Below are 26242 nucleotides of genomic sequence, written 5' to 3'. Positions count from 1 at the left end.
TTAAATTTGAGATTATAATAGTAATGATTGAAATTATATTGATTGTTAGAGGATTATGATTAGACAAATGGAAGAAATTTAACTTATTATTTTCTCATTTAATTTTTCCTGATTGATTTTAGAAATGAACAAATCATGCAAAATAGTGAATTTTCTTACGTTTTTTACTGATTTAAATATAATAAAACGCATAGTTTATCGGTTGGGGTAGTCAATGAATGTTTAATTTTGCCGATATTTTGAAACATGTCAGACACAGATGCACTTAACTTACCTAAATCTAGCCTACCACGAATCGTAATCGTTGGCGGTGGTTTTGGGGGCGTAGCCTTAGCTAAAAAATTAAGTAAGAAAGAAGTGCAGGTAGTGCTTCTAGATAAGAATAACTACCATACCTTTCAACCTCTTCTTTATCAAGTTTCTACGGGTGGTTTAGAACCAGATTCCATTGCATATCCTATTCGTAAGATTTTGCAGGATTACAGTAACTTCTTTTTTCGCTTGGCAGAGGTGCAATCGGTAGTGCCTGAATCAAAAACGATAATTACCAATATTGGTGAATTACGGTATGATTATTTGGTAATAGCAGCTGGCTCCACAACAAATTTTTTCGGTAATACAGCCATAGAGGCCAATGGTATGGCCATGAAGACCATCCCACAATCTCTAAATCTTAGAAGTCTAATATTGGAGAATTTTGAGCAGGCACTTTTGACCGATGACCTTCATGAGCGGGATGCGCTTATGAATTTCGTTATTGTTGGCGGAGGACCTACAGGTGTTGAACTTGCTGGAGCTTTGGCTGAAATTAAAAAGGGAATTCTTCCCAAAGATTATCCGGACTTAGATACGCGTAGAGCGCAAATAAACTTGGTGCAGTCTGGAGATAGAATATTGAAGGGCATGAGTGATAATGCCTCTAAAAAAGCAGAAGAATTTTTAGAAAGCCTTGGTGTACATATTTGGAAAAACACACGGGTTACCAGTTATGATGGTAAAACGGCAGATACTAAAACAGAACTGAAATTTGAGGCTGCCACTCTGGTATGGGCTGCAGGAGTTAAAGGTGTTCCCATTGGTGGGTTAGATGCCGAAGAGTTTTTGGTAAGAGGAAATAGACTTAAAGTAAATGAGTTCAATCAGATTTTAGGTCAGGATGCCATTTTTGCTGTTGGCGATATAGCTTGTATGCAAACGGAGGATACACCCCATGGTCATCCAATGATGGCTCAACCCGCTATTCAACAAGGAAGGAATTTGGGTGATAACTTATTAAGATTAGTTCGTGACGAACCTATGAAAGCGTTTGTTTATAAAGACAAAGGAAGTATGGCTACCGTAGGCCGTAATAAGGCAGTGGTAGATATGAAAAATTACAGGTTCCAAGGAGTTTTTGCTTGGTTTGTGTGGATGTTCGTTCACTTATTCTTTCTAATAGGTTTCAGAAATAGAGTAGTGGTATTTGTAAATTGGGTATACAATTATGTGCGTTTTGATAGGGAAGCACGATTGATCATACGTCCCTACCAACGCGACTATTCTTTATTTAAAGATCAGAAGACTTTATAGATTACTGCTTGGTAAGGTGTAAGCTCAAAACTATTGTCAGTTTTATTGTTTTCTGCATCATCATTAGAAATTATAAGATGTGCCTTGTCAAAATGGATTTCATCTATTGTAACCGAGTTTCTTTTGGTTGAAAAATTCAATAAAACTAAAAAGCGTTCATCTTCCCATGTTCGCAAATAGGCATAAACCTGCTCGTTGTCCGCCAATAATAAGCGGTAATCCCCATATACTAGCGCAAGGTGATTTTTTCGAACCTTGACCATACTTCTAAAGTAGTTAAGAACAGAGTCTTTTTCAGGTTCTTGTTCGGCAACATTAATACCCTCTTTAAAATTATCGTTTACCTTAAGCCATGTTTTACCCTCAGAGAATCCGGAGTTTAATTTGGTATCCCATTGCATTGGGGTTCTGGCATTGTCTCTTCCTGCTTTTTTCTCGTCTTTTAAGAAGGCTTCTAGGTCGCCACCCGCCTTTTTAATGCCTTCATAGCGGGTACGCGTATTGATGTCCTGATAGTCGGTTATACGATCAAATTTTATATTGGTCATACCTATTTCTTCTCCGTAGAGAAAATAAGGAGTACCTCTCATAGAAAGTAAAAAAGTTTGTAATAAAGTAGCAGAGTTTTGCCAATGCATTTTAGAGTCGTTACCCCAGCGGCTAACACTTCTTGGAAAATCATGATTGTTTAAATACAAGCTTCCCCAGCCTTTTTTAGCAAAAACATCATCCCACTCTGAAAAGATTTTTTTAAACTCGGTAAGCTTCCACTTTTCTTGCCTCATCTTAAAGGTTTCGCCGGGCTCACGGTCTAGTGACATAAGACTAAAGTGAAAGAACATGTTAAGTTCGTTACGGTCTTCATCAACAAAATTCAAAGCTTGTTCTTTGCTAACACCCGGTGCTTCGCCCACGGTCATAACATCATACTTGCTAAGAACCTCTTGGTTCATTTCTTTTATATATTCATGCAAATGTGGTCCATCTGCATAGTAAGGAATAAAATCGCCATTATATTTTGTAGGAAGCTCTGGGTAGGTTGTGTCTTTAGAAATAGTTGAAATTACATCCATACGAAAACCGTCAACACCTTTTTCGAACCAGAACTTCATAAGGTCATATACTTCTTCCCTTACTTTTGAATTCTCCCATTTTAGGTCTGGCTGTTTTGCTGAATAATAGTGTAGGTAATAGGAATCTGTAGGTTCATCATATTTCCAAGCATTACTGTCCACATCAAAATAACTAAAACGCTTTGGAGGCGTACCTTTCTCGGCTGGCCACCAGTGGTAATAATCCCGGTACTCATTGTCTCTGGACTTCCTGGATTCTACAAACCATTCGTGCTCATCACTACTATGATTTACAACAAGGTCCATGACCAAACGAAGATCTCTTTTCTTCATTTCTGCCATTAGCTCATCTATGTCAGCCATAGTACCAAACTCGGCCATAATATTTCTGTAATCAGAAATATCGTAACCATTGTCGTCATTTGGAGAGGTATACACAGGGTTGAGCCAAATGATGTCTACACCAAGACTTTTTATATAATCAAGTCTTTTGATGATACCTTGTAAATCCCCAATACCATTACCGGTAGTATCTTGAAAACTTCTAGGATAAATTTGATAAACAACACCTTCTTTCCACCATTTGCGTTCGGTAGTCTTATGCATATTCTAGCTATTTGAATTTAAATATAGAATTTGTAAATGGAACTAAATACAGTTGTAGTATATGAGGCTGAACTATAACGTTTTCGGTTCATAAATAATCTCTCAAACCACATTTTAATAATTAATCCATAAAGGTTTTTGCTCTTTTTGAAAGGTTAAATTTGTCAGAAATAACTTCAATTATAAAGAGGTATGGCTATATTTAGCAAAGCAAAACCAATCTATGATTACACTTGTTAGAATTGTATTTCTTTTCCTTTGTATGGTAATAGGAAGAGCTCAGAATCCAAATCCAAATCAAGATTATGTAGAGTCTACGGAAACTTCCAGTTTTTATACGGACAGCTTTGCTTATCCAGTTTTCATGGATAACGAGATGCATTCACAGGGCACTATAGGCTATAAGTTTGACGATAAATTCATGATTGAGCTTCAGAATTACTATGATACTTATAGAGTTTTTGATGTTCATAAGGTATCGTTGCAACTAAAAAATTATGTTAGTGATAAGCTATACTTCGTAAACGGAGTTACAATGGAACGGGAATTGGATAAGCATGGCGCAATAACAGCCAAACCCCGTTATCTCATGACTAATGGTGTGGGCTATGATATCAATAACAACATCATGATGGAAGTTAACCACGACCTAAATTTTAATAAGTCCAACCTTGGTGCTTATGGAATGCCAAGTTTATTATCTATAAAAAGTAAAATTAAGTTTTAAGAGGTACTACTTCCTTGGGTGGTATTTGTTCATGACCTCTGTAAGGTGTGTGCGATCTACATGCACGTAAACTTCTGTAGTAGTGATGCTTTCGTGTCCCAGCATTTGTTGAATAGCTCTAAGGTCGGCTCCATTTTGTAATAAATGCGTTGCAAAAGAATGTCTAAATGTATGCGGGCTAATACTTTTTTTAAGGTCAATTTCTACGGCAAGGCGTTTTATAATGGTGAAAATCATGGCGCGGGTAAGTTGTCTTCCTCTTCGGTTTAGAAATAAGATGTCTTCAAATCCTTTTTTAATATCCTGGTGTACCCTTACTTCTTTTCTATAAATGGTAATATATTTTTTATTCACCTCGCTAATAGGTACAAAACGTTGCTTATCACCTTTTCCGGTAACTTTTATAAAATCTTCCTCAAAAAATAAGTCGGAGATTTTTAAATCTACCAATTCGGAAACCCGGAGGCCACATCCGTAAAGGGTTTCGAGCATTGCGCGGTTGCGCTCGCCTTCTGCTTTGGATAGGTCTATGGCTTCTATAATTTTATTGATTTCATCTTCGGAGAGGGTGTCCGGTAACTTTCTGCCTATTTTAGGAGATTCTATCAAATCCATAGGATTATCTTCTCTATAATCTTCAAATACCAAATAGTTGAAAAAGCTCTTGAGGCCTGAGATAATCCGTGCTTGAGACCTAGGATTCATGGTCTTTGCTACTTCATAAATAAATTGTTGTAGTGTTTCTTTTTGTACCCGTTTAGGATTGTCATTTAATGAATTATCCTTTAAAAAATTGATGAGTTTACTAATGTCCCAACTATAGTTTTTAATAGAGTTGTCCGAGAGACCTCGTTCTATTCTAAGATAATGCCCGTAGTCTTGAAGCGCTTGATCCCAATTCATAGTGTAAAGTTAACTATTGCTAGACTCAATACCATTCATTTTTGAATAGTGGATAAAAATAAAATTATAGTCAATTTTTAATCTAAAGAATTGACGCTAAGTAAAGTTTTCTATCTTTGATTGTGATATAACTACGAACCAATTCTGATTTTGTTTATTTCCTCCTCCTTTTAAATCTGTTTATAATAAGAACAGTAAGGGGTGACAACAAATTAAATGGGGTTCATTAAACAACTGTAATTATGAAAATTAAGTTTTACGCTATTGCAGCGTTAGTTTTTTTTGGAGTTCAAAGTAGTAGTGCACAAACGGTAATACAGGGTACTGGTCCTTCGAGCGGCCTTAATACGGGCGAAATTTCTTTTGGGGGTAAAGCAGGGATTAATTTTACGACTTTACTTGGTGAGAATGCAGATAATACTTCGGCAAAAGTGGGTGCTTTTATTGGAGGTGTCGTTGAAATACCAGTTGCGGATAATTTTTATGTGCAACCAGAGTTAGTATTTGCTTTACAAGGCGCAGATTTAGGCCCTTCTAACGTGAGTTTGGTTTACGTACAAATTCCACTTATGGCAAAATATCATATTACAGATGAGGTAGCTGTTGAGTTAGGTCCTCAAATAGGATTTCTTTTGGGTGATAACTGGGATGAAGATTTAAATATGCAAGACACCAATTCAACTGATTTAGGTATTAATCTAGGAGGAGGATACCGAATGGACGAAAATTTTTATTTTCAGTTAAGACTAGGTTTTGGACTTTCAAAAGTGTTAAAGTTTTCTGGAACGCATAATGGAGCTGTATCTGTAGGTGCTGTATACTTTTTGTAATAATAAAATATAACATAGAATTAAACGACCGCCTTGAGCGGTCGTTTTTCTTCCGTGTCGCTAGAAATCACAGTAAAAAGTTTATTTTTGAAGTATGAAATTAATCATAATCAATGGTCCCAACCTGAATTTGTTGGGCAAGCGTGAGCCCGAAGTCTATGGTAACAAAACTTTTGAAGATTATTTTGCTGATTTGCAGTTTCGGTTTAAAGATGTGCAACTAGAATATTTTCAGTCTAATATAGAAGGGGAGCTAATTGGGAAGATACAAGAAGTAGGTTTCTCCTATGACGGTATTGTCTTAAATGCTGCGGCTTACACACATACATCCGTAGGTATTGGTGATGCTATAAAAGCGGTGACTACACCGGTTGTGGAGGTTCATATTTCTAACACTCATAAACGTGAAGAATTTAGGCATGTATCTTACATCTCGCCCGTTGCAAAAGGGGTGATTCTTGGCTTTGGTCTTCAAAGCTATGATTTGGCCATTCAGAGTTTTTTGAAGTAGGTTAATTTCTATTTAAATTTTATTTAGGTAAGTTTTCTGGCTTTAAAGAAGCTTGCTCTAAGAAGTAAAGACTTCTGTCACACATCGATTTTTGATTTGTAGCTACAACAAAAAGGCAATGAATTTCGTTTAGCCTTTAGTTTACCAAACAACCAAGCACAAACCAAACTTCAAATTACGATGATTAAATCTTTTTGTTTATTTCTGACCCTGACCTTTTCATGTATTTCAATGTTTGCCCAAGAAGGCTTTAAAATTGGCGCGCACGCCGGTATGCCTATTGGAGAGTATAATGATTATGTAAGTGTCGTTATAGGTGCTGACGTGGGTTATATGTGGGCTCCGAACAAAGTATTTGACCTAGGAATAAAAGCAGGTATAATTCACGGCTTTGCCGAAACCTTTACCGGTCAGAATGTTACTATTGACTATCCTAGCGTTCAGTTTTTGCCTCTTGCAGCATCAGTTAGATTGTGGCCTTCAAAAACATTTTCTATTGGAGGAGACATCGGAAACGCTTTTGGATTAAATGAAGGAAACGATGGTGGACTTTATTATCGCCCTCAAATAGGATTCCAAGTGGGTCCAAAATCTGAACTTAACTTTTCGTACACAGGTATCAACATAAACGACAGCACTTGGTCTACGATTACCATGGGGTTTGTCTATACCTTTTTATCAGCAAGACATTTCAGATAAATTAGTTGAAGAAGACTATAAACTTACGCAACAGCTGTATCGCTTAAGTATTTTTTTTCCACGTAAAAAGTGGCGAAGGGTAGAAGGGAAGCAACTAATATTATAATTCCTTTTTTAATGCTCCATTTTTGCTCCATCCAGAGTACGATAGCCAAAATACCGTAGGTGATAAATAGCGCACCGTGAGCATAGCCTACATATTTATTGGGCATTGGTAAATCTGCCAAATATTTTAACGGCATTGTAATGGCAAATAGGGCCAAATAAGAGATACCTTCTAAAATAGCTATAACCCGAAAAAAACTTAGCATACGGAATGGATTTTAATGTATTCGTTAAGAGATAAAATAATGGGCCTATGAGATATGTTTTAAGAACAATCTTATAGGCCCATTTATAATTTATTATAAAATATTATAAGTGTATTACTTCGTCATAAGCAGCTGCAACAGCTTCCATAACCGCTTCACTCATTGTTGGGTGAGGATGAACAGCTTTTAAGATTTCATGACCTGTAGTTTCTAGCTTTCTAGCAACAACAGCTTCAGCTATCATATCAGTTACACCTGCGCCAATCATATGGCATCCTAACCACTCACCATATTTAGCATCAAAAATAACTTTTACAAAACCGTCTGGAGTACCAGCTGCTTTTGCTTTACCACTGGCAGAGAAAGGAAATTTACCAACTTTAATATCTAATCCTTTTTCTCTTGCTTGTTTTTCGGTAAGACCTACAGATGCAATCTCAGGAGTACAATACGTACATCCAGGAATGTTACCGTAATCTAACGGCTCAACATGCATGTCAGCTATTTTTTCAACACAAAGAATACCTTCGGCAGAAGCAACGTGTGCTAGTGCCTGACCTGGAGTTACATCGCCAATAGCATAGTAACCTGGTATGTTTGTCTGGTAGTAATTGTTTACTAATATTTTATCTCTATCGGTAGAAATACCAACGTTCTCAAGACCTATATTCTCAATATTGGTTTTGATACCAACGGCAGAAAGAACAATATCAGCCTCTATAACCTCTTCGCCTTTAGCAGTTTTTACAGTTGCTTTTATGCCTTTACCTGAAGTATCAACAGAAGTAACTTCTGCAGAAGTCTTAATTTTTATGCCGGCTTTCTTTAGGCTACGTTCTAATTGTTTTGAGATATCCTCGTCTTCAACAGGAACAATGCTAGGTAAATATTCCACTACAGTTACATCCGTACCCATAGCATTGTAGAAATAGGCAAATTCAATACCTATAGCACCACTACCTACAACAACCATAGATTTTGGTTGTTCTTTTAAGGTCATAGCCTCGCGATATCCAATAATTTTTTTACCATCTTGTGGTAAACTAGGTAATTCGCGGCTGCGAGCTCCAGTAGCAATAATAATATGTTCCGCACTGTATTCAGTTTCTTTGCCATCAGCATCTTTAACAGAAACTTTCTTGCCAGCCTTTAATGTACCATAACCTTTGATAACTTCAATCTTGTTTTTCTTCATCAAGAACTGAACACCTTTGCTCATACCATCGGCAACGCTACGGCTTCTTTTTACTACGGCATCAAAATCTTTATCCACATTTTCAGCAGAAAGACCGTAATCTTCTGCATGTTGTAGATAATTAAAAACCTGAGCCGATTTCAATAATGCTTTTGTAGGTATACAACCCCAATTCAAACAAACACCACCTAGATTTTCTTTCTCGATAATGGCTACTTTAAACCCCAATTGAGAGGCTCTAATAGCGGTAACATATCCTCCGGGTCCGCTACCCAAAACAATAACATCGAAATTGCTCATATTTTTTATTTTTTTGCTGTTGTATATTTAAAAGCCCGCCTTAGCTAAGCAGGTGCAAAAGTACAAAACCAAACGGAAAGATTAATACGAAAATTGAAGTCTAGTATTAAAAAGAACTTGTTTGGTAGTGTGTTAAACTAACATTTTGTGGTATGTGTAACACCTTACTTCTTAAACATGTTCTTGTTGAAGTCTTCTGAGGTGCCTTTTGGTATAGAAAGAGCGGTCCAATTTTCGGCTTTAATCATCTTGCCTAAAAGTACGATTTGACCAATGTGACTGCTGTAATGAGCTAGTTGCCTATGAACTGCTTCTACAATTGTGTGACTCTCATTTCTTATCTTGATTGTTGTGTCAAAATTATCTGATGTTACCGAGTTTAAAGCTTTAAAAAGGCAGCGCCAACCTTCTTCCCAGCCAGCTAGCATTTCTGTTTTAGTCTCGTACGGGTTAGTGAATTCATCTTCCCGGTTGCGCCATGGTTTCTCTCCGTCTTCTGTCAGGAAATTTGTCCACCGGCTCAGCATATTTCCGGATATGTGCTTTACAATAAGAGCAATAGAATTATCACTTTCGTTTAGTTTCCAGTGAATATCTTTATCGTTGAGCTGTACAAAGGTACTGTCGCCCATTGATTTATATCGGTTGAATTCAAAAAGAGCACTCTTTATAAAATTATCAGGATAGTCCATATACAAAGGTAATTTTCAATATAAAAATATTGAATTACCATAGCATAATCACTATTCCGCAGGTACAAAATCTAATGCTACACCATTAATACAATGTCTTAAACCACTTGGTTCTGGGCCATCTTCAAAAACATGTCCTAAGTGTCCTCCACAAGTACCACAGTGCTCTTCCGTCCTTTTATATCCTATCTTATAGTCCACATCGTACCCTACATTTCCTTTTATTTCCTCATAAAAACTGGGCCACCCCGTACCGGAGTCAAATTTGGTATTGCTTTTAAAAAGTTCAGTGCCACAAGCCGCGCAAACGTAAGTTCCTTCTTTTTTATTCTCTAATATATCGGACGTAAAAGGGTTTTCCGTAGCAGCCTTACGAAGTACGTAAAACTCGGCGTCGGTAAGTTCGTTTTGCCATTCGGCGTCAGTTTTTACAACACTAAAATTGGTTTCCTTTTTATCAGTTGCTTTCTGAGCCGTTTCTTTCTTCTGAGAATTTCCTTGGCAGCCCACAAGTGCGAAAGCAATAGCAATTAATATATTTTTGTACATAGCGTTTTTAATTTTTTATAAGTTCTCAATTAGACGAAAGAGAAACTCCGTCCTTTCAAATTTAAAGGTATTTACGATAGTTTTAAGAAACGGTTTTGATTCAGCCTAAAAAACACACACCCCGCTCAAATATGAGCAGGGTGTGTGTTTTATGTTTATGGGACTCGTATTATTTGAATGATGCTTTTAAAACATCGGCTTCGGTAACACCAATACTACTCATTACGGAAGAAATATTGCTTTTATCCATTTTCGCAGCAGCAGAAACTCCTGGCAGGATTACAAATCTAAATATCTGACCTTGTGTAATATCTGTACTTAAGTCTGAGAGGTCAAAATTACCAGTAATAAGAATCTCTACATCTTTTGTAGTGTGACCTGGTACAAACTGAATGGTTCCTTCATCATAAAAGAAGGTTTGTGGTATTAAGTTCCAAATATCTTCTACGTCAGATCCAAATTCTACAGACCTATCATATTGGTAAACTAATACAGCATCATTCGCTTCTACAGAAAAACTAGTGAAATCTCCAAAATTTAATATAGTTTCATATAGGTTATCTGCAGCTATATAAGTGAAGTCTACGTCTTCTACTTCAAAAACTTGACCCTGTATACCATCTAGGCCATTCTGTCCAGGTTGACCATCGCGTCCATCAGAACCATCACATGAAATAAAAAGAATTGTAAAAAGCGTACCGAGTAAAAGAAGAGGTTTTTTCATAATATTGAGTTTATATTTTCAATTTAAAACATATTTAAGATTCTTTTTTCAAAAAGCGTTCCATTTTCGGATAATTCGTATCTTTTATTTGTAACATTGATATGCTGACCTAAAGTTAATTAACAAATATGTAAGCTTTTTTGTAAAGTTCCTTAGATTTGTCAGTAATACCTAACTAATCGAACACTATGCCACAAGTAACTGTTTTTAGTCTTTTCTCCGATTTTGATATTGATCTTTTTAAATCAGGAAAACATTTTAGATTATATGAGAAACTAGGTTCCCACCCAATGGAATTGAATGGGGTAAAGGGTACTTATTTTGCTGTATGGGCACCATCTGCTCGCGCAGTCTCCGTTATAGGTAATTTTAACGATTGGGACGATAATGTGCACATGCTAAATGTAAGATGGGATGGCAGTGGTATATGGGAAGGTTTTATTCCCGAAGTTGGTGTAGGTGAAATTTATAAGTACAAAATATATTCTAATAACCACGGTGCAGTAACGGAAAAGGCCGATCCGTTTGCAAGATACTGTGAGCATCCTCCAAAAACGGCATCTATTGTTTGGGAGGCAGATTATGAATGGAAAGATAAAAAGTGGATGGAAACGCGAAAAGAGAAAAATGCTCTTGACGCACCTTTTTCCGTTTACGAAGTTCATTTAGGTTCTTGGAAACGTGATAAGGACGGAAACTTTCTGACCTACGAGCAATTGGCCATAGATTTGGTAGCTTATGTAAAAGATATGGGCTTTACTCATATAGAGTTCATGCCAATAATGGAATACCCTTATGATCCTTCGTGGGGTTACCAACTTACAGGTTACTTTGCACCAACATCTAGATTTGGTGATCCAGAAAGTTTTAAACTATTGGTAGACGCATTGCACCAAGCAGAAATAGGAGTTATTTTGGATTGGGTTCCTTCACATTTTCCTGAAGATGCACACGGTCTTGGCTTTTTTGATGGGTCGCATCTTTATGAGCATCCGGATCGAAGAAGAGGGTATCACCCAGATTGGAAAAGTTTAATCTTTAACTACGGAAGGAACGAAGTTCGCGCCTTTTTGATTAGTAATGCAATTTTTTGGTTAGATCAGTACCATGCAGATGCCTTACGGGTAGATGCGGTAGCTTCCATGCTTTATTTAGATTATTCTAGAGAAGAAGGAGAGTGGGAAGCCAATATGTATGGTAATAACGAAAACCTTGAAGCCTTGTCTTTCATTCGTGAGTTCAATGAGGCGGTTTACGGTAGTTTTCCAGATGTGCAGACTATTGCAGAAGAATCTACAGCATTTTCTGGAGTTTCAAAACCCGTTATGTATGGAGGTTTAGGTTTTGGAATGAAGTGGATGATGGGCTGGATGCACGATACTTTAGAATACTTCAAAAAAGAAGCAATCTATAGAAAGCATCACCAAAACGATCTTACATTTAGTGCAACTTACGCCTTTACTGAAAATTATATGTTGCCATTTTCTCATGATGAAGTGGTATATGGTAAACAATCATTAGTATACCGTATGCCTGGTGATGAGTGGCAGCGTTTTGCTAACCTGCGTTTAATGTTTGGTTACATGTTTACGCATCCTGGAACAAATCTTATTTTTATGGGAGGTGAATTTGGCCAGACCAGCGAATGGAATTTCCAGAAAAGTTTAGAATGGCACCTTACAGAGTATGCCGTACATAGCGGCGTGCAGGAGCTTATTAGAGATTTGAACAGCATTTATAAAAATTTTCCAGCTTTATATCAAAAGCAATTTAGCCCTGACGGTTTTCAGTGGATAGATTACGGAGATCATGAAAACTCTGTCCTAACCTATATAAGAAAAGGTAATAATGCGGAAGATGATATATTCATTGCCTGTAACTTTACTCCGGTTCCTAGAGAGAATTATAGAGTTGGTATACCAAAAAATTCTGGTAAACTAAAGGTCATTTTAAATAGTGATGATAAAAAATACGGCGGAGCTGGTACAGATCCTAAAATTTCTGGTATTAAAGAAAAGCCGTGGCATGGTCGTGAGCAATCCATAGAAATGACTATCCCACCTTTAAGTATTATTATTTTTCAATAGGGTTGTCTTGTGATATCATAATTGTTTCTAATAGTTGTGTAATCATTTCATTATAAGACTTAATTTTGTTTTTTTGTTAGTATTTCAAATACCAAACCTATGATAACCAATACGGAGTTAGAATATAAAGGAAATCTTTACCCCAATGAGATTGTAAACTTTGTAAGGGATAAGGATAAATTCTATTTTACTACTGAAAATGGAGTAATTTTAGAAATTACGGTAATTCAAGATAGAACCATACGGTTTCGATATGGGACTGATTATGCCTTTCAACCTGATTTTTCATATGCTATTGACCCCAATGCAAGTAGGGGTTACAGTCACTTAGACTGTTTAGAAACCAAAACCGAATACATAATTGAGACCTCTAAGCTACAGGTACTCATTGATAAGAAAACATTACGTACTCAAATATCCGATTTAAACGGTAATATAATCAATGAAGACGAACTAGGTTTTCATTGGGAAGAGAACTATGAGCACGGTGGGAATACCGTGAAAATGAGTAAAATCACCCAACATACGGAGAGTTTCTATGGTATGGGAGATAAAGCTACTCATAGTAACCTTAAAGGAAAAAGAGTAAATAACTGGGTAATGGATCAATACGCTTACGCTAAAGATCAAGACCCTCTTTATAAGGCAATACCTTTCTATATAGGTTTGCACAGTGGACAAGCTTACGGTGTTTTCTTTGACAATAGTTTCAGAACTCATTTTGATTTTGCACACGAACGTCGTTCCACTACAAGTTTTTGGGGAGATGGCGGAGAGATGAACTATTATTTCTTTTACGGCCCGGAAATGCATAAAGTAGTAAGGGCATATACCAATTTGACCGGAGCGCCAGAGTTACCACCTTTGTGGGCTTTAGGTTATCACCAGTCAAAATGGAGTTATTTCCCAGAAAGTAATGTAAAAGAAATAGCTAAAAAGTTTAGAGACCTTAAGATACCATGTGATGCCCTTTATTTGGATATTGATTACATGGACGGTTTTAGGTGTTTTACTTGGGATAAAAAGAAATTTCCCGAACCTAAACGGATGATCGATGAATTGTATGAAGACGGATTTAAGACCGTAGTCATGATCGATCCGGGTATTAAAGTAGATAAAGATTATTGGATATATCAGGAAGCCGTAGAAAATGATTATTTCTGTAAACGTGCAGATGGTCCAAGAATGAAAGGAAAAGTATGGCCTGGGGAATGTAATTTCCCAGACTTTACCAATCCAGCCGTACGTGAGTGGTGGGCAGAGCTTTATAAAGAATTCATGGCAGAGATTGGTGTACATGCCGTTTGGAACGACATGAACGAACCAGCAGTTATGGAGGTGCCTACTAAAACTGCACCCTTAGATACACGCCATGATTATGATGGTCACCCTAGTAGCCATAGAAAAGCGCATAACATTTATGGAATGCAAATGGTAAGGGCTACTTATGAAGGCGTAAAAAGATATGTTTACCCTAAGAGACCTTTAGTAATAACAAGAGCTGCCTATTCGGGTACGCAGCGTTTTGCTTCAACTTGGACGGGAGATAATGTTGCCACTTGGGAACATTTATGGATAGCCAATGTTCAAATGCAGCGTATGTGTATGAGCGGTTATTCTTTTGTAGGTTCTGATATTGGAGGTTTTGCCGAGCAGCCTAATGGCGAGCTTTTTGCAAGATGGATCCAGTTAGGTATTTTTCATCCTTTTTGTAGAGTACATTCCAGTGGAGATCACGGAGACCAAGAGCCTTGGTCTTTTGGAACAGAAATTACAGACATTGTTAGAAAATTTATAGAATTGCGTTACGAGTTATTGCCTTATCTATATACCATGTTCTGGAGATACTCCAAAGAAGGGACACCAATGTTATTGCCTATTGTTTGTTATGATCAAGAAGATACACAAACGCATTTTAGAACTGATGAGTTCATTTTTGGAGAACAAATTTTAGTTTGCCCAATTCAAGAACCAAATGCTAAAGGACGTAGAATGTACATTCCTAGAGGTGATTGGTATAATTATTGGACTGATGAGGTTGTAGAGGGTGGAAAAGAGAAATGGGTCGTTGCCGATATTGATAAGGTTCCTTTGTTTATAAAGGCCGGTGCCATTATTCCAAAATATCCTGTTCAGCAGTATGTGGGTGAACTTGAAATCAAAGAATTGATTCTAGATGTTTACTTTACTGAAGGAACAGAGAACTCTACCGTTTATGAAGATGCGGAAGATGGTTATGCTTATGAGAACGGTAAATTTAGTCTACGGAACTTTAAACTTTTAGGTAAAGAAAAGGAAATGACTATTCAACAATTTAAGGATGGTGCTTTTATTACTACCTATGAAACGTTCAAAATAAAATTGCACGGACTTCCATTCAAAATAGGGAAAGTTGAGATAGATAATGAAAAAACAGCCATAAAGGATGTTATGCCTGATGGAGACGGTACGATTTATGTGAGCAAAGACTTTACCCAATTACGTATTACTGAAGAGTAAGTTTTTTTGTAATTTGCAGGTATAAACACAACCATAATGAGAAAAATAATTTTAGTTTTAGCCCTTTTCTTAGGGGTAGCTTCATGTAAAACGAATCCGTTTACAGGAAAAAAAGTATTAAATTTTTACCCGAACAGTCAAGTTTTTCCAACGGCGTTTGCCCAGTATGACCAATTCTTAACAGAGAATAAGGTCGTAGAGAATTCTGCAGATGCAAGAATGATAACTAAGGTGGGGCAACGTATATCTTCTGCAGCAGAGAAATGGTTGACGGCAAATGGTTATGCTGGATATCTTAAAGATTATAAATGGGAATATAACCTAGTAGATGACGAAACTGTGAATGCATGGTGTATGCCAGGCGGAAAAATTGTCTTTTACACAGGTATTCTTCCTATTTGTGCAGGTGAGAGAGGTGTTGCCGTAGTTATGGGTCACGAAGTGGCACATGCTCTGGCTGATCATGGAGCGCAACGTATGAGTGCTGGTACACTACAACAATTGGGTGCTGTGGCCGGTAATGTGGCAATTCAAGATTCTCAGAAATTAGCTATTTTTAACCAAGCTTATGCTGTTGGTTCGCAAGTAGGGGTAATGTTACCTTTTAGTAGAAGCCATGAAACAGAGGCAGACCGTATAGGTTTGCAGATTATGGCAATAGCTGGTTATGATCCAACGGAAGCAGCAGAATTGTGGAAACGAATGAAAGCTAACAGTGGGGGTAATGCTCCAGCAGAATTCATGAGTACTCACCCTTCTAATGATACTAGAATCAAAAATCTTACTGAATGGGCTCCATCAGCTAGAGCAGAAGCTAAAAAGTTTGGGGTGACCTCTTTTGAGTAAATCTTAACAATTATTGTATATTTAAAACCGTTCTGAAAAAGAACGGTTTTTTTATACCATTATGCCAAAAACCAACCTTCCAAAAGGAAGTAAAAAACTTCTGAATGCTTGGGCATTCTATGATTGGGCCAATTCAGTTTACAACCTCGTAATCTCGTCAGCCATATTTCCTATTTTTTATGGAGCGCTTACCTTGGTAAAAGATGAGGAAGGCAAAGTTCTTGACGATACGGTTCACTTCTTGGGTACCGATTTTAATAATGATACTTTAATCAGTTATGTTACGGCAGCCGCATTTTTAGTGGTCTCTTTTCTGAGTCCGTTCTTAAGTGGAATAGCAGATTACGTAGGTAACAAGAAAATTTTCATGAAATTCTTTTGTTATCTGGGAGCCATATCTTGTATAGGGTTGTATTGGTTTAGTATGGATTACCTTTGGTTTGGGTTGCTGTGTTATTTTACAGCATTGATAGGTTTCTGGTCCAGCCTTGTATTCTATAATTCTTATTTGCCAGATATAGCTTTTCCGGAGCAGCAAGATGCCATTAGTGCCAAAGGCTATTCGCTAGGATATATTGGTAGTGTGGTGCTTTTGATTATCTGTTTGGCTATGATTTTAAAGTTTGATTCATTTGGTTTTGAAGATGAATCCACACCAACCCGACTTTCGTTTGTGTTAACGGGTATATGGTGGATAGTTTTTAGTCAGTATAGCTATTATCACCTGCCAAAAGGAAATAAAAAAGAGACTTTCACAAAAGATGTTCTGTTTAATGGTTTTAAAGAATTGAAGCTCATTTGGGAGAAAATCAAAACCAATGTACCATTAAAGAGATATCTGGGAGCATTTTTCGTGTACAGTATGGCTGTGCAGACCATTATGCTGATCGCTACCTATTTTGGAATAGAAGAACTGGACTGGGGCACGACGGATTCAACTACGGGGCTTATAGTGAGTATTTTGCTAATTCAGATTGTGGCAATTTTGGGAGCTTTCGTAACATCACGCTGTTCTGCACATTTTGGGAACATCAATACCTTAATTGTTTTAAACCTAATTTGGATTTTTATCTGCATTTTCGCTTATACAATCACAACTCCAATGGAGTTTTACATTACCGCTGCGGCAGTAGGTCTTGTAATGGGAGGTATACAATCACTTTCAAGATCTACTTATTCTAAGCTTTTACCGGAAGACGCAGTAGATACTACTTCTTATTTTAGTTTTTACGATGTCTCGGAGAAAATAGGAATTGTTATAGGAATGCTTAGCTATGGTTACATAGCACAGATAACAGGAAGCATTAGATATTCTATTATCTTTTTAGGACTGTTTTTTTTAATTGGGATGATTCTTTTGACAAGGGTAAATAAAAAAGCCCCTTTAGAAGAGGCTTAATTTGATGACTATAGTACTCGCTTTTTGATGTATTATTCGCCAGATATATCTCCTGAACCAGATGTTTTTGTATCTACTTTTTTGGGATTGCCGCGATAATGAATATCACCCGAACCAGAAACTCTAGCTTTCAATTTTTCATTGGCCGTAACTTTGATGTCGGCAGAACCAGAAACAGTAGCTTCCACATTATCGGCATTTAAATCATAAGCCTTAATATCTCCTGAGCCAGAAATAGTGGCTTTAAAATCACGAGTATTACCGCTTAGGTTCATATCTCCCGAGCCGGACATGCTAGCTGTTAGTGCTTCGGTATCCACATCTAAAGTAATATCTCCTGAACCGGACATCGAAGTTTTAAAATCAGCTGTTTTTAGTGTCGTATGTCCAACAATATCTCCAGAACCAGACAAGCTAAGAGCATCTATGCTTTCTACGGGTACTTGTACATGAATCCCACCTTTGTGTATAGATGGTTTAAGGTAGACACCTTTCTCGACTCTGATAACCAATTTTCCGTTTTCAACTTCAGTAACAATATACTCCAATAGGTTTTCTTCGCCTTTAACAATTAGCGCTCCTTCACTGCCGCTTACCAAGTCTATGTCAAAAGATCCAGATATAGCAATAGACTCATAATCTCCTACGCTGCGTTCTATGCTAACTATATTTCCATTACCTTTTATTCCTTTGCCCCATTGTGCTGGGCAAGATGCACTTACTAATACTAAACCTAATACGATCCAATTTTTCATGACTGTTTGTTTTAATTTGATTTTGATGATGATTTAATTTTTATAAAATGATACGCCGCCATAGTCGCTTGAAATTGAGACGGAATTGCCGCTATTGTCAGAACCATAAAAGCCTTTGTAGTACTTGCTCGTGTTTTTTTCTTCACTAATATTAATTTCAAAATCATCCTTACCACTTACTCCAGAATAAGAAGTTTCAATTTCAAAATTGAAATGATAGTCAGGGGAATACCCAATTTTAATACCTGTATAATCTGTGTTGAGGTTCATATTTCCTGCATCGCTTGCCATTTTATCTATTTTTAGCGAGCCATAATCAGCAACAATATCTACATTACCATGAACCGTTCCTAGCTGTACATTTATATAATCGCCATTACCTTCTATATTATTGACTTCTCCAATCTCTATTTTTCCGTAATCACTAGAGTATTGTAGGTTGTCCATCTGTTCTACGGAACTGTTGGTATAGTCTGCGCTAATGACTAAATCGCCTGCTTTTTCTACATTGAATCCTGAGTAATCTGCTGAAATTTTACCACTATTAATATAGGAAATAGTAGATTTTGAGGTGTAATCAAAATTTAGCTGATTGTTACGCCCGTGAAGCTCTCCAATATCCAACCTGCCGTAATCGCAACTTATTTTTGCATGTCCGTCTATACGGTCAATACTTATACTGCCATAGTCATTATCTAAATCAATATTACTCTTAATAGGAAGTTTAATGGTGTAATTAATTTGCATGTTCACATTATTGCTATTGCCCCAATTCCAACCCCATCTACTTTTACTTTCGTTAAAAATAGTTCTTGCGGATACGGCACTTTTACTAGATTCAAAATCCACAGAAATCTGATCTAGTTTCTCTTGAGCCTTTTCTTCATTGTTGCTATTGGTCGTAATGTGAACCTCAATAAGAATACGGTTTTCGTTCCAAGAAATAATATTCAGGTTACCGTAACTATTACTAACTTCCAAAAGAGCATCGCTATTTACCTGAAATTCTTTTTTTATGGTCTTTTCTTTTTTGTACTTGCCTTTTAGCTCTCCATTATTTGCTAAAAGGAAAACGGGAAGCATGAATAAAAGTATAGCAATGGGGTTATATAGTTGTTTCTGCATTATCGTAATTTTTTAAGTTTTTTATAGATTCAATAGTATTGAGGACCTCTTGTAATAGGTCAATACGAGTTTGAAAATTTGTTATCATAGCGCTTAAAAGAAGCTTGCTGTTACCACCGTTAATAAGGTCTTGTTCTAACTTTGTGTAGTTAGTTTCTAGCTTTTTAAGCTGTACCATAGTGTCCTCAACAATCTTTTTGGTTTCCGGGGTACTTTCGTTTTTAAGTTCGTTTACCTGTTCTTCAATTAGGCTAGTAAAATAAAACTCGGTGCGTGATACCTCCGGTGAAATTTCTGCAACCTGCTGTTCTAAAGAAGGCGTTGATTGATAAACACCAAAAGTAATGGCGCAAACAATCGCAATTGAAGCCGCTATAAACAGGGGTTTCCACCATGTTTTATTTTTAGTCTGTAGGGACTTGGTGCCTTGCTGGGCATTTAGTTTTTCCAAAAATCGTTGTTCATGACCTTGGGCGGGAGCTTCTAGGTCAAAAGAACCTTCTAGGTTCTTGAACAGGTTATCTATGTTGTCTTTTTTCATCTTAAGCTTCCATCATTTTATTTCTTAGGCTTTCCTTGGCCCTAGAAATAGTAGTTCTACAATTTGAATAACTAATATTCATAATCTGGCATATTTCTTCATAATCATAACCTTCAATAAGATGTAAGGTCAAAGAAACTCTATAGTTGTCTTTCAATTGCTTCATGGTCTCCATCACTTTTTGAGCCTTCGGTTCTGTAAACGCATGAGAGTCGGCAACGCCTATTTCATTATCTTCGACCTTGTACAACACATCTTCTAAAGCAACCTCATTTTTTTTCTGCTGCTTTCTATAATGATAGATACTGTTGTTTATTACAATACGTTTCAACCAAGAGCCAAATGTAACCTCGCCTTTAAATGTATGTAGTTTCGTAAACGCGTTCAGAAACGATTCTTGCATAACATCTTCGGCTTCATCGCTTTGTTTTACAATTCGCACGGCTGTGTTGTACATGGCCTTGTAATAGCGATTGTAAACTTCTAGCTGGGCACTTTGCTTTCCGTTTAGACACAATTGTAATAATGTATCAATATGTTCTCTTTCTTGGCTCAAAAAGTGAATGGTTTCTTTATAGATGACGAAAGATATGGATTGTTACAGTTGGGGTGAAAAAATAAATGAGAAGCATTTTAGAAGGATGGCATAAGAATTGCCAATTATGGACAGATAGAAAAGGTGCTATTATTGGTTACAGTAATGATAACAGTGCTTTTAATGAATATGATGTTAATAGATAACTAAGGGTTCTGTCACTAAAATGACAGAATGACCGCAAATAATACTATGGGAGATCCTAAATTCACGAATTTTGACAATATGTCGCTACAGGCCATCGATGAGGATGCTGAGCTGATACCCCTTTTGACTGCAGAAGACGAGGAAGAAATGAATAATGAGGCTTTGCCTGAGACACTTCCTATACTGCCTTTACGTAATACCGTTTTGTTTCCTGGAGTTGTAATTCCTATTACAGCGGGTAGAGACTCATCCATCAATTTAATAAAAGATGCGAACAAAGGTTCTAAGGTAATTGGTGTTGTATCTCAAAAAGATAAGGACACTGAAAATCCAACAGTAAACGATATAAATGTTCTGGGTACGGTTGCACGTATTTTAAGGGTATTGAAAATGCCCGATGGGAATACTACGGTAATCCTTCAAGGAAAAAAACGTTTTGAAGTAGCGGAGATGCTTACAGAAGAACCTTATATGACTGCAACGGTTAGGGATACCAACGAGGAGAGACCTAATCAGGCTGAACCTGAATTTTTAGCGATTATTGAGTCTATAAAAGACTTAGCGCTAAAGATTATCCGGGATAATCCTAACATACCAAGTGAGGCTTCTTTTGCCATTAAGAATATTCAAAGCAATTCGTTCTTAATTAACTTTGTTTCGTCTAATCTTAACCTTGGTGTAAAAGAAAAACAAGAGCTATTGGAGATAAATAATCTCCAAGAAAGAGCGCTTGCCACATTAAAACACATGAATCTTGAGCTTCAGAAATTGGAGTTGAAGAATGATATACAGTCTAAGGTCAGAAATGACATGGACCAACAACAAAGGGAGTATTTCTTGCATCAGCAAATGAAAACCATTCAGGAAGAATTGGGTGGAGTTTCTCACGATGATGAGATTTTTGAGATGCGAAAGAAGGCTAAGAAGAAAAAGTGGGATGCTAAGGTAAAAGAGCATTTTGATAAAGAATTGGCTAAAATGCAACGAATGAACCCTCAGGTTGCTGAGTATTCTATTCAAAGAAATTATTTAGACCTTTTTCTAGACTTGCCTTGGAACAAGTTTTCAAAAGATAAATTTGATTTAAAACGTGCTCAGAAAATATTAGATCGTGATCATTACGGTCTTGAGGATGTTAAGCGTCGTATTATTGAATATCTAGCTGTTCTTAAGCTGAGAAACGATATGAAGTCTCCCATTTTGTGTTTATACGGACCTCCAGGGGTTGGTAAAACCTCTTTGGGTAAATCGGTAGCAGAAGCTCTAGGGAGAGAATATGTAAGAATATCTTTGGGTGGTTTAAGAGATGAAGCGGAAATACGTGGGCATCGTAAAACCTATATAGGAGCTATGCCAGGTAGAATTGTACAGAGCCTTAAAAAGGCAGGTACATCCAATCCGGTTTTTATTCTAGATGAAATAGATAAATTATCCAGTAGCAGTCAAGGTGATCCTTCTTCTGCAATGTTGGAGGTTTTAGACCCTGAGCAGAATAGTGAGTTTTATGATAACTTCTTGGAGATGGGGTATGACCTTTCTAAAGTGATGTTCATAGCAACGGCGAATAACTTAGGTACAATTCAGCCGGCGCTTCGCGATCGTATGGAAATCATAAATGTTACAGGCTATACTATTGAGGAAAAGGTAGAAATTGCCAAAAGACATTTACTTCCTAAACAGTTAAAAGAGCATGGGCTTACTTCTAAGCACCTGACAATAGCAAAACCTCAATTAGAAAAAATAGTAGAAGGCTATACACGTGAATCTGGTGTACGTTCTTTGGAAAAACAGATTGCAAAAATGGTGCGTTATGCGGCCAAGAATATTGCTTTTGAAGAGGAATATCAAGTAAAAGTCACCAATGAAATAATCGAAACGGTTTTAGGGCCAGCTAGGTTAGAGCGTGATAAGTATGAAAATAATGATGTAGCAGGAGTTGTAACCGGTCTTGCTTGGACAAGTGTTGGGGGTGATATCCTTTTTATAGAATCTATCTTATCAAAAGGGAAAGGTACTTTAAATATTACCGGAAACTTAGGTAAGGTAATGAAGGAGTCGGCAACAATTGCCATGGAATACATCAAGTCCAATGCAGAAAGATTTGGAATAAATCCTGAAGTATTTGATAAATATAATGTTCATATTCACGTGCCTGAAGGTGCTACTCCAAAAGATGGCCCTAGTGCAGGTATTACTATGCTAACCTCTTTAGTATCTTTGTTTACTCAGAAGAAGGTGAAGAAGAGTTTGGCTATGACTGGCGAAATAACACTTAGAGGTAAAGTGTTACCTGTTGGTGGAATTAAAGAGAAAATCCTTGCTGCTAAGCGGGCTAGAATTAAAGAATTGATTCTTTGTAAAGACAACGAAAAAGATATTTTAGAGATTAAAAAAGAGTATCTTAAGGGTCTTACATTTCACTATGTTACGGACATGCATGAAGTGGTAGATTTAGCTATTACAAATCAAAAAGTTAAGAACGCAAAAAAACTCTAATGTCTAAGATTACGATTGCAATAGATGGATTTTCTTCAACAGGAAAAAGCACTTTGGCTAAACAATTAGCCAAAGAACTGGGCTACGTTTATGTAGATACAGGTGCTATGTACAGAGCAATAACATTGTTTGCAATGCGCAATAATTTTATTGCAGACGGAGAAGAGCGGTTAGAAGATTTGGTAAAATTATTACCAAAAATAAAGTTACGGTTTGTTCCTAATCCTGAACTTGGTTTTGCCGAAATGTACCTAAACAATGAGAACGTAGAGAAAGAAATACGCACTATGCGAGTTTCTAAATATGTTAGTAGAATTGCCGAGATTGAACAGGTGCGTTTTAAGTTAGTGGAAATGCAGAAGGATATGGGCAAGGAAAAAGGAATTGTTATGGACGGTAGAGATATTGGTACCGTAGTTTTTCCTGATGCAGAATTAAAAGTTTTTATGACAGCATCACCTCAAGCAAGGGCTACACGTAGATATAAAGAATTGTTGGATAGAGGAGAGGAAGTCTTATATAAAGATGTGCTAGAAAATGTTGAAAAACGGGACTTTATAGATTCGCATCGCGAGTTTTCTCCGTTGCGAAAAGCAGATGACGCTATAGAGTTTGATAATAGTGACATGGGCCTCAAAGAACAATTTGAACGGCTGCTAAGTATAGCCGAGCGCTATATTGAAAAAGTATAAAAAAACCTGCCAGATTTGAATCTGGCAGGTTTTTTTTTATTTCACAGGTTATTATTCCCTATAAATTTGGAATAACTAAAACCTGATCAGGCTGAATTACATCTGGGTTACTTAATACGCCAGTGTTGGCAGAAAAAATCTGCTTGTATTTCATAGGGTCTCCGTAGTATTGTTTTGCAATCTTACTCAAAGATTCACCACTTTTAACAGTGTGTCTGGCATAGATAGAAGAATCCGTAACAGAAATATTAGCTTTTACGTCAGAAGGACTTTCGCCGCCTAACTGCTTTATTTTATCCCAAAGCAAGTTTTTCTCATATGGGGTCCCAGCTTCGCCTTTGATTTTCAGCACACCGTTTTCTTCAGAAACATCTCCGTTTTTTATACCCAATTGTTCACCAAGATTTAAAACTTCTTGATATTTTGCTTTTACGCTCATACTTAATACTTTTTAATGGTTAATATTATTGTCCCTAAGATAACGATAAAACCACTGTTTTACGTATAAAATGATGTAAAAAAGGTCTTAAAATAATTAAGCCGATTCTTCGTTGTGGTAAGGAGCAAAAGGTTATGTTTAGTAGTAGGAAAAGAAACAATAGTACTGGTAATTAGGTTTTGAGAGTTAATTAGTCACCATATCAAGATAAAATGATGAAACGAATATACCCTATTTATGTGGTGTTTTTTACATTTTTTTTGCTGCTTGTCTATAGTTGTGAAAATGATGAGAAGTCCCCTGAAATTGAAACAAAAGATGAAGAGGCACCATTGGTAATTGTTCAAAACCTACCGGAAATTATAGAAGTCGAAACAGAGATAAAATTTCAAATTTCTGATGATTCGTCCATAGTCGACACAGAACTTATTGTAAATGGTCAAAAAGCTGCTACTTCAACCACAAATGAAATTTCATTCATAATAAATCCGTTTGATTATCCCACGGGTAATTTGAATATTGAAATAATTGCCATTGACGGTTCGGAAAACGAGACGAGAGTAAATGAACAGATTGAAATGAAGCGGTTATTAATTAGTGTTCCTCATTCTAATTTAAAGGATAATTATTATTATGATAATTATGTAATGATTCATTCGTTAGATGGAAAACTCATTGACTACCAAAACTATACTTCAGGTCAGGATATCATATTTTATGGGGATGATGAAACGACAAAAGAAAATATAATCGCATCTCTTTTTACAAGTCCTACTGAAAAAAATTCCAATAACAACTTTGCTATCCAAACTTTTGATGAAGTTCCAGTCGGAACAATTTTAGCATCTCAATCAGAATTACAATTAGAAGATAACTACGAATATTTTCCTGATAGAAATCAAAATGCGAATTTGAGCGTTATTTCAGACCATTTGGCTTCCGCTAATGGTTATGGCTACCAAGGCTATATTACGAATACTACAGATTTGCCTCTTAGATATTCAAGTGACATAGCGAATGACTTTTTTCTAATGATCAATGTCCCCACAAACCCAATAAGCGCAAATACTCAAGAAGATTACAGTTATTTGATTATTACTGATTTGGAAAAAACATCTTACGAGCAAAGTGATTTTTTAACGCCAAGTTCCTTTTACGAAGTTGAAATCCCCGATGAGTTTAAAACCCACATTGCTGATAATTATCATTGCACTATTCGTGGGTTTAGGAATGAACAAGATTATCAAAATGGTATATATCATAATATGCTACAAATAGGTTCTGCTGGTGCCAATATTTATAGTGATGGATTTTATATTCCGATAATTGAGGAGTTCGAAATCTATGAAAAATATATAAGAGCTTATATCGGAAATTATTACTCTGTCATTACTAGGCAAAAGGGTCTCTCTTATAAGCCTATGCCTGAAATGAATCTGACTTACGATAACCAACAAATAACAACTTCAGGTAATTATGATCACATCCTTCTTCGTTACGCCGATTACAATTTTGAAGATGGCCTTAAGGCGTTGAAATGGAGTTACTATACCAAACCTGTATCTAACTTGAACATTCCTTTCTATGATATCGAAATACCAACTGAAATTCAGAAAAAAATAGAAATGCAAGGGTTAAGGGTAAAACCTGAAACGACCGGTGATTTTGGTCCCGGAATAAATGCTTCACTAATTAAATTAGGCACCAAGCGAGACTATACGAAGCGCATGTTTCAGCAAAACAATCATTTTAATGATAGGGAGTGGTATGAACTTCAACTTACTCTTACCTTTTAAGATAAATTATATTTTAGTCGCTTGTTAATATATATCGGAGTATTGATACAGGCATGACATGTGTTAATTTGACCTTCGCTAACAATTCTGTTGTTATACAAATAAATTAATTGTATTTTTGCACTCCTTTTTTACA

General features: G+C 36.6%; 24 protein-coding genes. 12 read left to right on the top strand and 12 right to left on the bottom strand.

Going from position 1 to position 26242, the window contains the following annotated elements; translation table 11 throughout:
- Window positions 1-246 precede the first annotated feature (246 nt).
- Window positions 247-1569 (top strand): NAD(P)/FAD-dependent oxidoreductase, encoded by a 1323-nt coding sequence (locus HW347_RS10510; protein ID WP_214611834.1) that lies wholly within the window; start codon window positions 247-249, stop codon window positions 1567-1569.
- Here HW347_RS10510 and HW347_RS10505 read toward each other — a convergent pair.
- On the bottom strand, window positions 1554-3248 hold the full coding sequence (locus HW347_RS10505; RefSeq protein ID WP_214611833.1) for a glycoside hydrolase family 13 protein: 1695 nt from the start codon (window positions 3246-3248) through the stop codon (window positions 1554-1556). The genes HW347_RS10510 and HW347_RS10505 overlap by 16 nt on opposite strands.
- A gap of 223 nt (window positions 3249-3471) precedes the next feature.
- On the opposite strand from HW347_RS10505, the gene HW347_RS10500 reads away from it, so the two are divergent.
- On the top strand, window positions 3472-3975 hold the full coding sequence (locus tag HW347_RS10500; protein ID WP_214611832.1) for a hypothetical protein: 504 nt from the start codon (window positions 3472-3474) through the stop codon (window positions 3973-3975).
- A 6-nt stretch (window positions 3976-3981) separates the two neighbouring features.
- On the opposite strand, the gene xerD is transcribed toward HW347_RS10500, so the two are convergent.
- Complete coding sequence (xerD, locus tag HW347_RS10495; protein WP_214611831.1) at window positions 3982-4878, bottom strand: site-specific tyrosine recombinase XerD; 897 nt, start codon at window positions 4876-4878, stop codon at window positions 3982-3984.
- Between the two features lie 242 nt (window positions 4879-5120).
- Between xerD and HW347_RS10490 the strand changes: the two genes are divergently transcribed.
- The 3 genes from HW347_RS10490 (at window position 5121) to HW347_RS10480 (ending at window position 6918) form a co-directional block, all read left to right on the top strand.
- Window positions 5121-5708, top strand: a complete 588-nt coding sequence (locus HW347_RS10490) for a porin family protein (protein WP_214611830.1) — start codon at window positions 5121-5123, stop codon at window positions 5706-5708.
- A gap of 94 nt (window positions 5709-5802) precedes the next feature.
- Window positions 5803-6219, top strand: coding sequence for a type II 3-dehydroquinate dehydratase (gene aroQ, locus HW347_RS10485; RefSeq protein ID WP_155597400.1), 417 nt, complete (start codon window positions 5803-5805; stop codon window positions 6217-6219).
- Between the two features lie 180 nt (window positions 6220-6399).
- A complete protein-coding gene (locus tag HW347_RS10480) occupies window positions 6400-6918 on the top strand; it encodes an outer membrane beta-barrel protein (RefSeq protein ID WP_214611829.1) in 519 nt (172 codons plus the stop codon).
- Window positions 6919-6941: 23 nt separating this feature from the next.
- On the opposite strand, the gene HW347_RS10475 is transcribed toward HW347_RS10480, so the two are convergent.
- From HW347_RS10475 to HW347_RS10455, 5 genes are all read right to left on the bottom strand, one after another.
- On the bottom strand, window positions 6942-7229 hold the full coding sequence (locus HW347_RS10475) for a DUF3817 domain-containing protein (protein ID WP_214611828.1): 288 nt from the start codon (window positions 7227-7229) through the stop codon (window positions 6942-6944).
- Window positions 7230-7332: 103 nt separating this feature from the next.
- Window positions 7333-8724: a dihydrolipoyl dehydrogenase gene (lpdA, locus tag HW347_RS10470; protein WP_214611827.1), complete on the bottom strand. Its 1392-nt coding sequence runs from the start codon at window positions 8722-8724 to the stop codon at window positions 7333-7335.
- Window positions 8725-8888: 164 nt separating this feature from the next.
- A complete protein-coding gene (locus HW347_RS10465; protein ID WP_214611826.1) occupies window positions 8889-9416 on the bottom strand; it encodes a DUF1572 family protein in 528 nt (175 codons plus the stop codon).
- 51 nt (window positions 9417-9467) lie between these two features.
- Window positions 9468-9965, bottom strand: a complete 498-nt coding sequence (gene msrB / locus HW347_RS10460; RefSeq protein ID WP_214611825.1) for a peptide-methionine (R)-S-oxide reductase MsrB — start codon at window positions 9963-9965, stop codon at window positions 9468-9470.
- A 169-nt stretch (window positions 9966-10134) separates the two neighbouring features.
- Complete coding sequence (locus HW347_RS10455; RefSeq protein ID WP_214611824.1) at window positions 10135-10689, bottom strand: collagen-like protein; 555 nt, start codon at window positions 10687-10689, stop codon at window positions 10135-10137.
- A gap of 188 nt (window positions 10690-10877) precedes the next feature.
- On the opposite strand from HW347_RS10455, the gene glgB reads away from it, so the two are divergent.
- From glgB to HW347_RS10435, 4 genes are all read left to right on the top strand, one after another.
- Window positions 10878-12776 (top strand): 1,4-alpha-glucan branching protein GlgB, encoded by a 1899-nt coding sequence (glgB, locus tag HW347_RS10450; protein ID WP_214611823.1) that lies wholly within the window; start codon window positions 10878-10880, stop codon window positions 12774-12776.
- A gap of 99 nt (window positions 12777-12875) precedes the next feature.
- Window positions 12876-15275 carry a glycoside hydrolase family 31 protein gene (locus tag HW347_RS10445; RefSeq protein ID WP_214611822.1) on the top strand — a complete coding sequence of 800 codons (2400 nt, stop codon included), beginning with the start codon at window positions 12876-12878 and terminating at the stop codon, window positions 15273-15275.
- A gap of 36 nt (window positions 15276-15311) precedes the next feature.
- Entirely contained in the window at window positions 15312-16121 is an 810-nt protein-coding gene (locus HW347_RS10440; RefSeq protein ID WP_214611821.1) for a M48 family metallopeptidase, read from the top strand.
- 61 nt (window positions 16122-16182) lie between these two features.
- Window positions 16183-17520: an MFS transporter gene (locus HW347_RS10435; RefSeq protein ID WP_214611820.1), complete on the top strand. Its 1338-nt coding sequence runs from the start codon at window positions 16183-16185 to the stop codon at window positions 17518-17520.
- Window positions 17521-17552: 32 nt separating this feature from the next.
- Here the strand turns inward: HW347_RS10435 and HW347_RS10430 are convergent, their stop codons facing one another.
- The 4 genes from HW347_RS10430 to HW347_RS10415 are packed head-to-tail and all read right to left on the bottom strand — an operon-like array spanning window position 17553 to window position 20497.
- Window positions 17553-18275, bottom strand: coding sequence for a head GIN domain-containing protein (locus tag HW347_RS10430; RefSeq protein ID WP_214611819.1), 723 nt, complete (start codon window positions 18273-18275; stop codon window positions 17553-17555).
- A 33-nt stretch (window positions 18276-18308) separates the two neighbouring features.
- Window positions 18309-19400 (bottom strand): hypothetical protein, encoded by a 1092-nt coding sequence (locus HW347_RS10425; RefSeq protein WP_214611818.1) that lies wholly within the window; start codon window positions 19398-19400, stop codon window positions 18309-18311.
- The gene (locus HW347_RS10420; protein WP_214611817.1) at window positions 19381-19941 is read right to left on the bottom strand and encodes a hypothetical protein; all 561 of its coding nucleotides are present in this window, start codon (window positions 19939-19941) and stop codon (window positions 19381-19383) included. Before HW347_RS10420 ends, HW347_RS10425 begins: the two co-directional genes overlap by 20 nt.
- Window position 19942: 1 nt before the next feature.
- On the bottom strand, window positions 19943-20497 hold the full coding sequence (locus HW347_RS10415) for an RNA polymerase sigma factor (protein ID WP_214611816.1): 555 nt from the start codon (window positions 20495-20497) through the stop codon (window positions 19943-19945).
- A 231-nt stretch (window positions 20498-20728) separates the two neighbouring features.
- Between HW347_RS10415 and lon the strand changes: the two genes are divergently transcribed.
- Complete coding sequence (gene lon / locus HW347_RS10410) at window positions 20729-23179, top strand: endopeptidase La (RefSeq protein ID WP_214612146.1); 2451 nt, start codon at window positions 20729-20731, stop codon at window positions 23177-23179.
- Window positions 23179-23871 (top strand): (d)CMP kinase, encoded by a 693-nt coding sequence (gene cmk / locus HW347_RS10405; RefSeq protein ID WP_214611815.1) that lies wholly within the window; start codon window positions 23179-23181, stop codon window positions 23869-23871. Before lon ends, cmk begins: the two co-directional genes overlap by 1 nt.
- Before the next feature lie 58 nt (window positions 23872-23929).
- Here the strand turns inward: cmk and HW347_RS10400 are convergent, their stop codons facing one another.
- Window positions 23930-24310: a LysM peptidoglycan-binding domain-containing protein gene (locus tag HW347_RS10400; protein WP_194534173.1), complete on the bottom strand. Its 381-nt coding sequence runs from the start codon at window positions 24308-24310 to the stop codon at window positions 23930-23932.
- A 212-nt stretch (window positions 24311-24522) separates the two neighbouring features.
- Here HW347_RS10400 and HW347_RS10395 point away from each other — a divergent pair, with 212 nt between their 5' ends.
- Entirely contained in the window at window positions 24523-26106 is a 1584-nt protein-coding gene (locus HW347_RS10395; RefSeq protein WP_214611814.1) for a hypothetical protein, read from the top strand.
- Window positions 26107-26242: the final 136 nt, after the last annotated feature.

The organism is Zobellia barbeyronii (assembly GCF_018603515.1).
Lineage (GTDB): Bacteria > Bacteroidota > Bacteroidia > Flavobacteriales > Flavobacteriaceae > Zobellia > Zobellia barbeyronii.
This window is presented reverse-complemented; position numbering and strand designations above follow the sequence as displayed.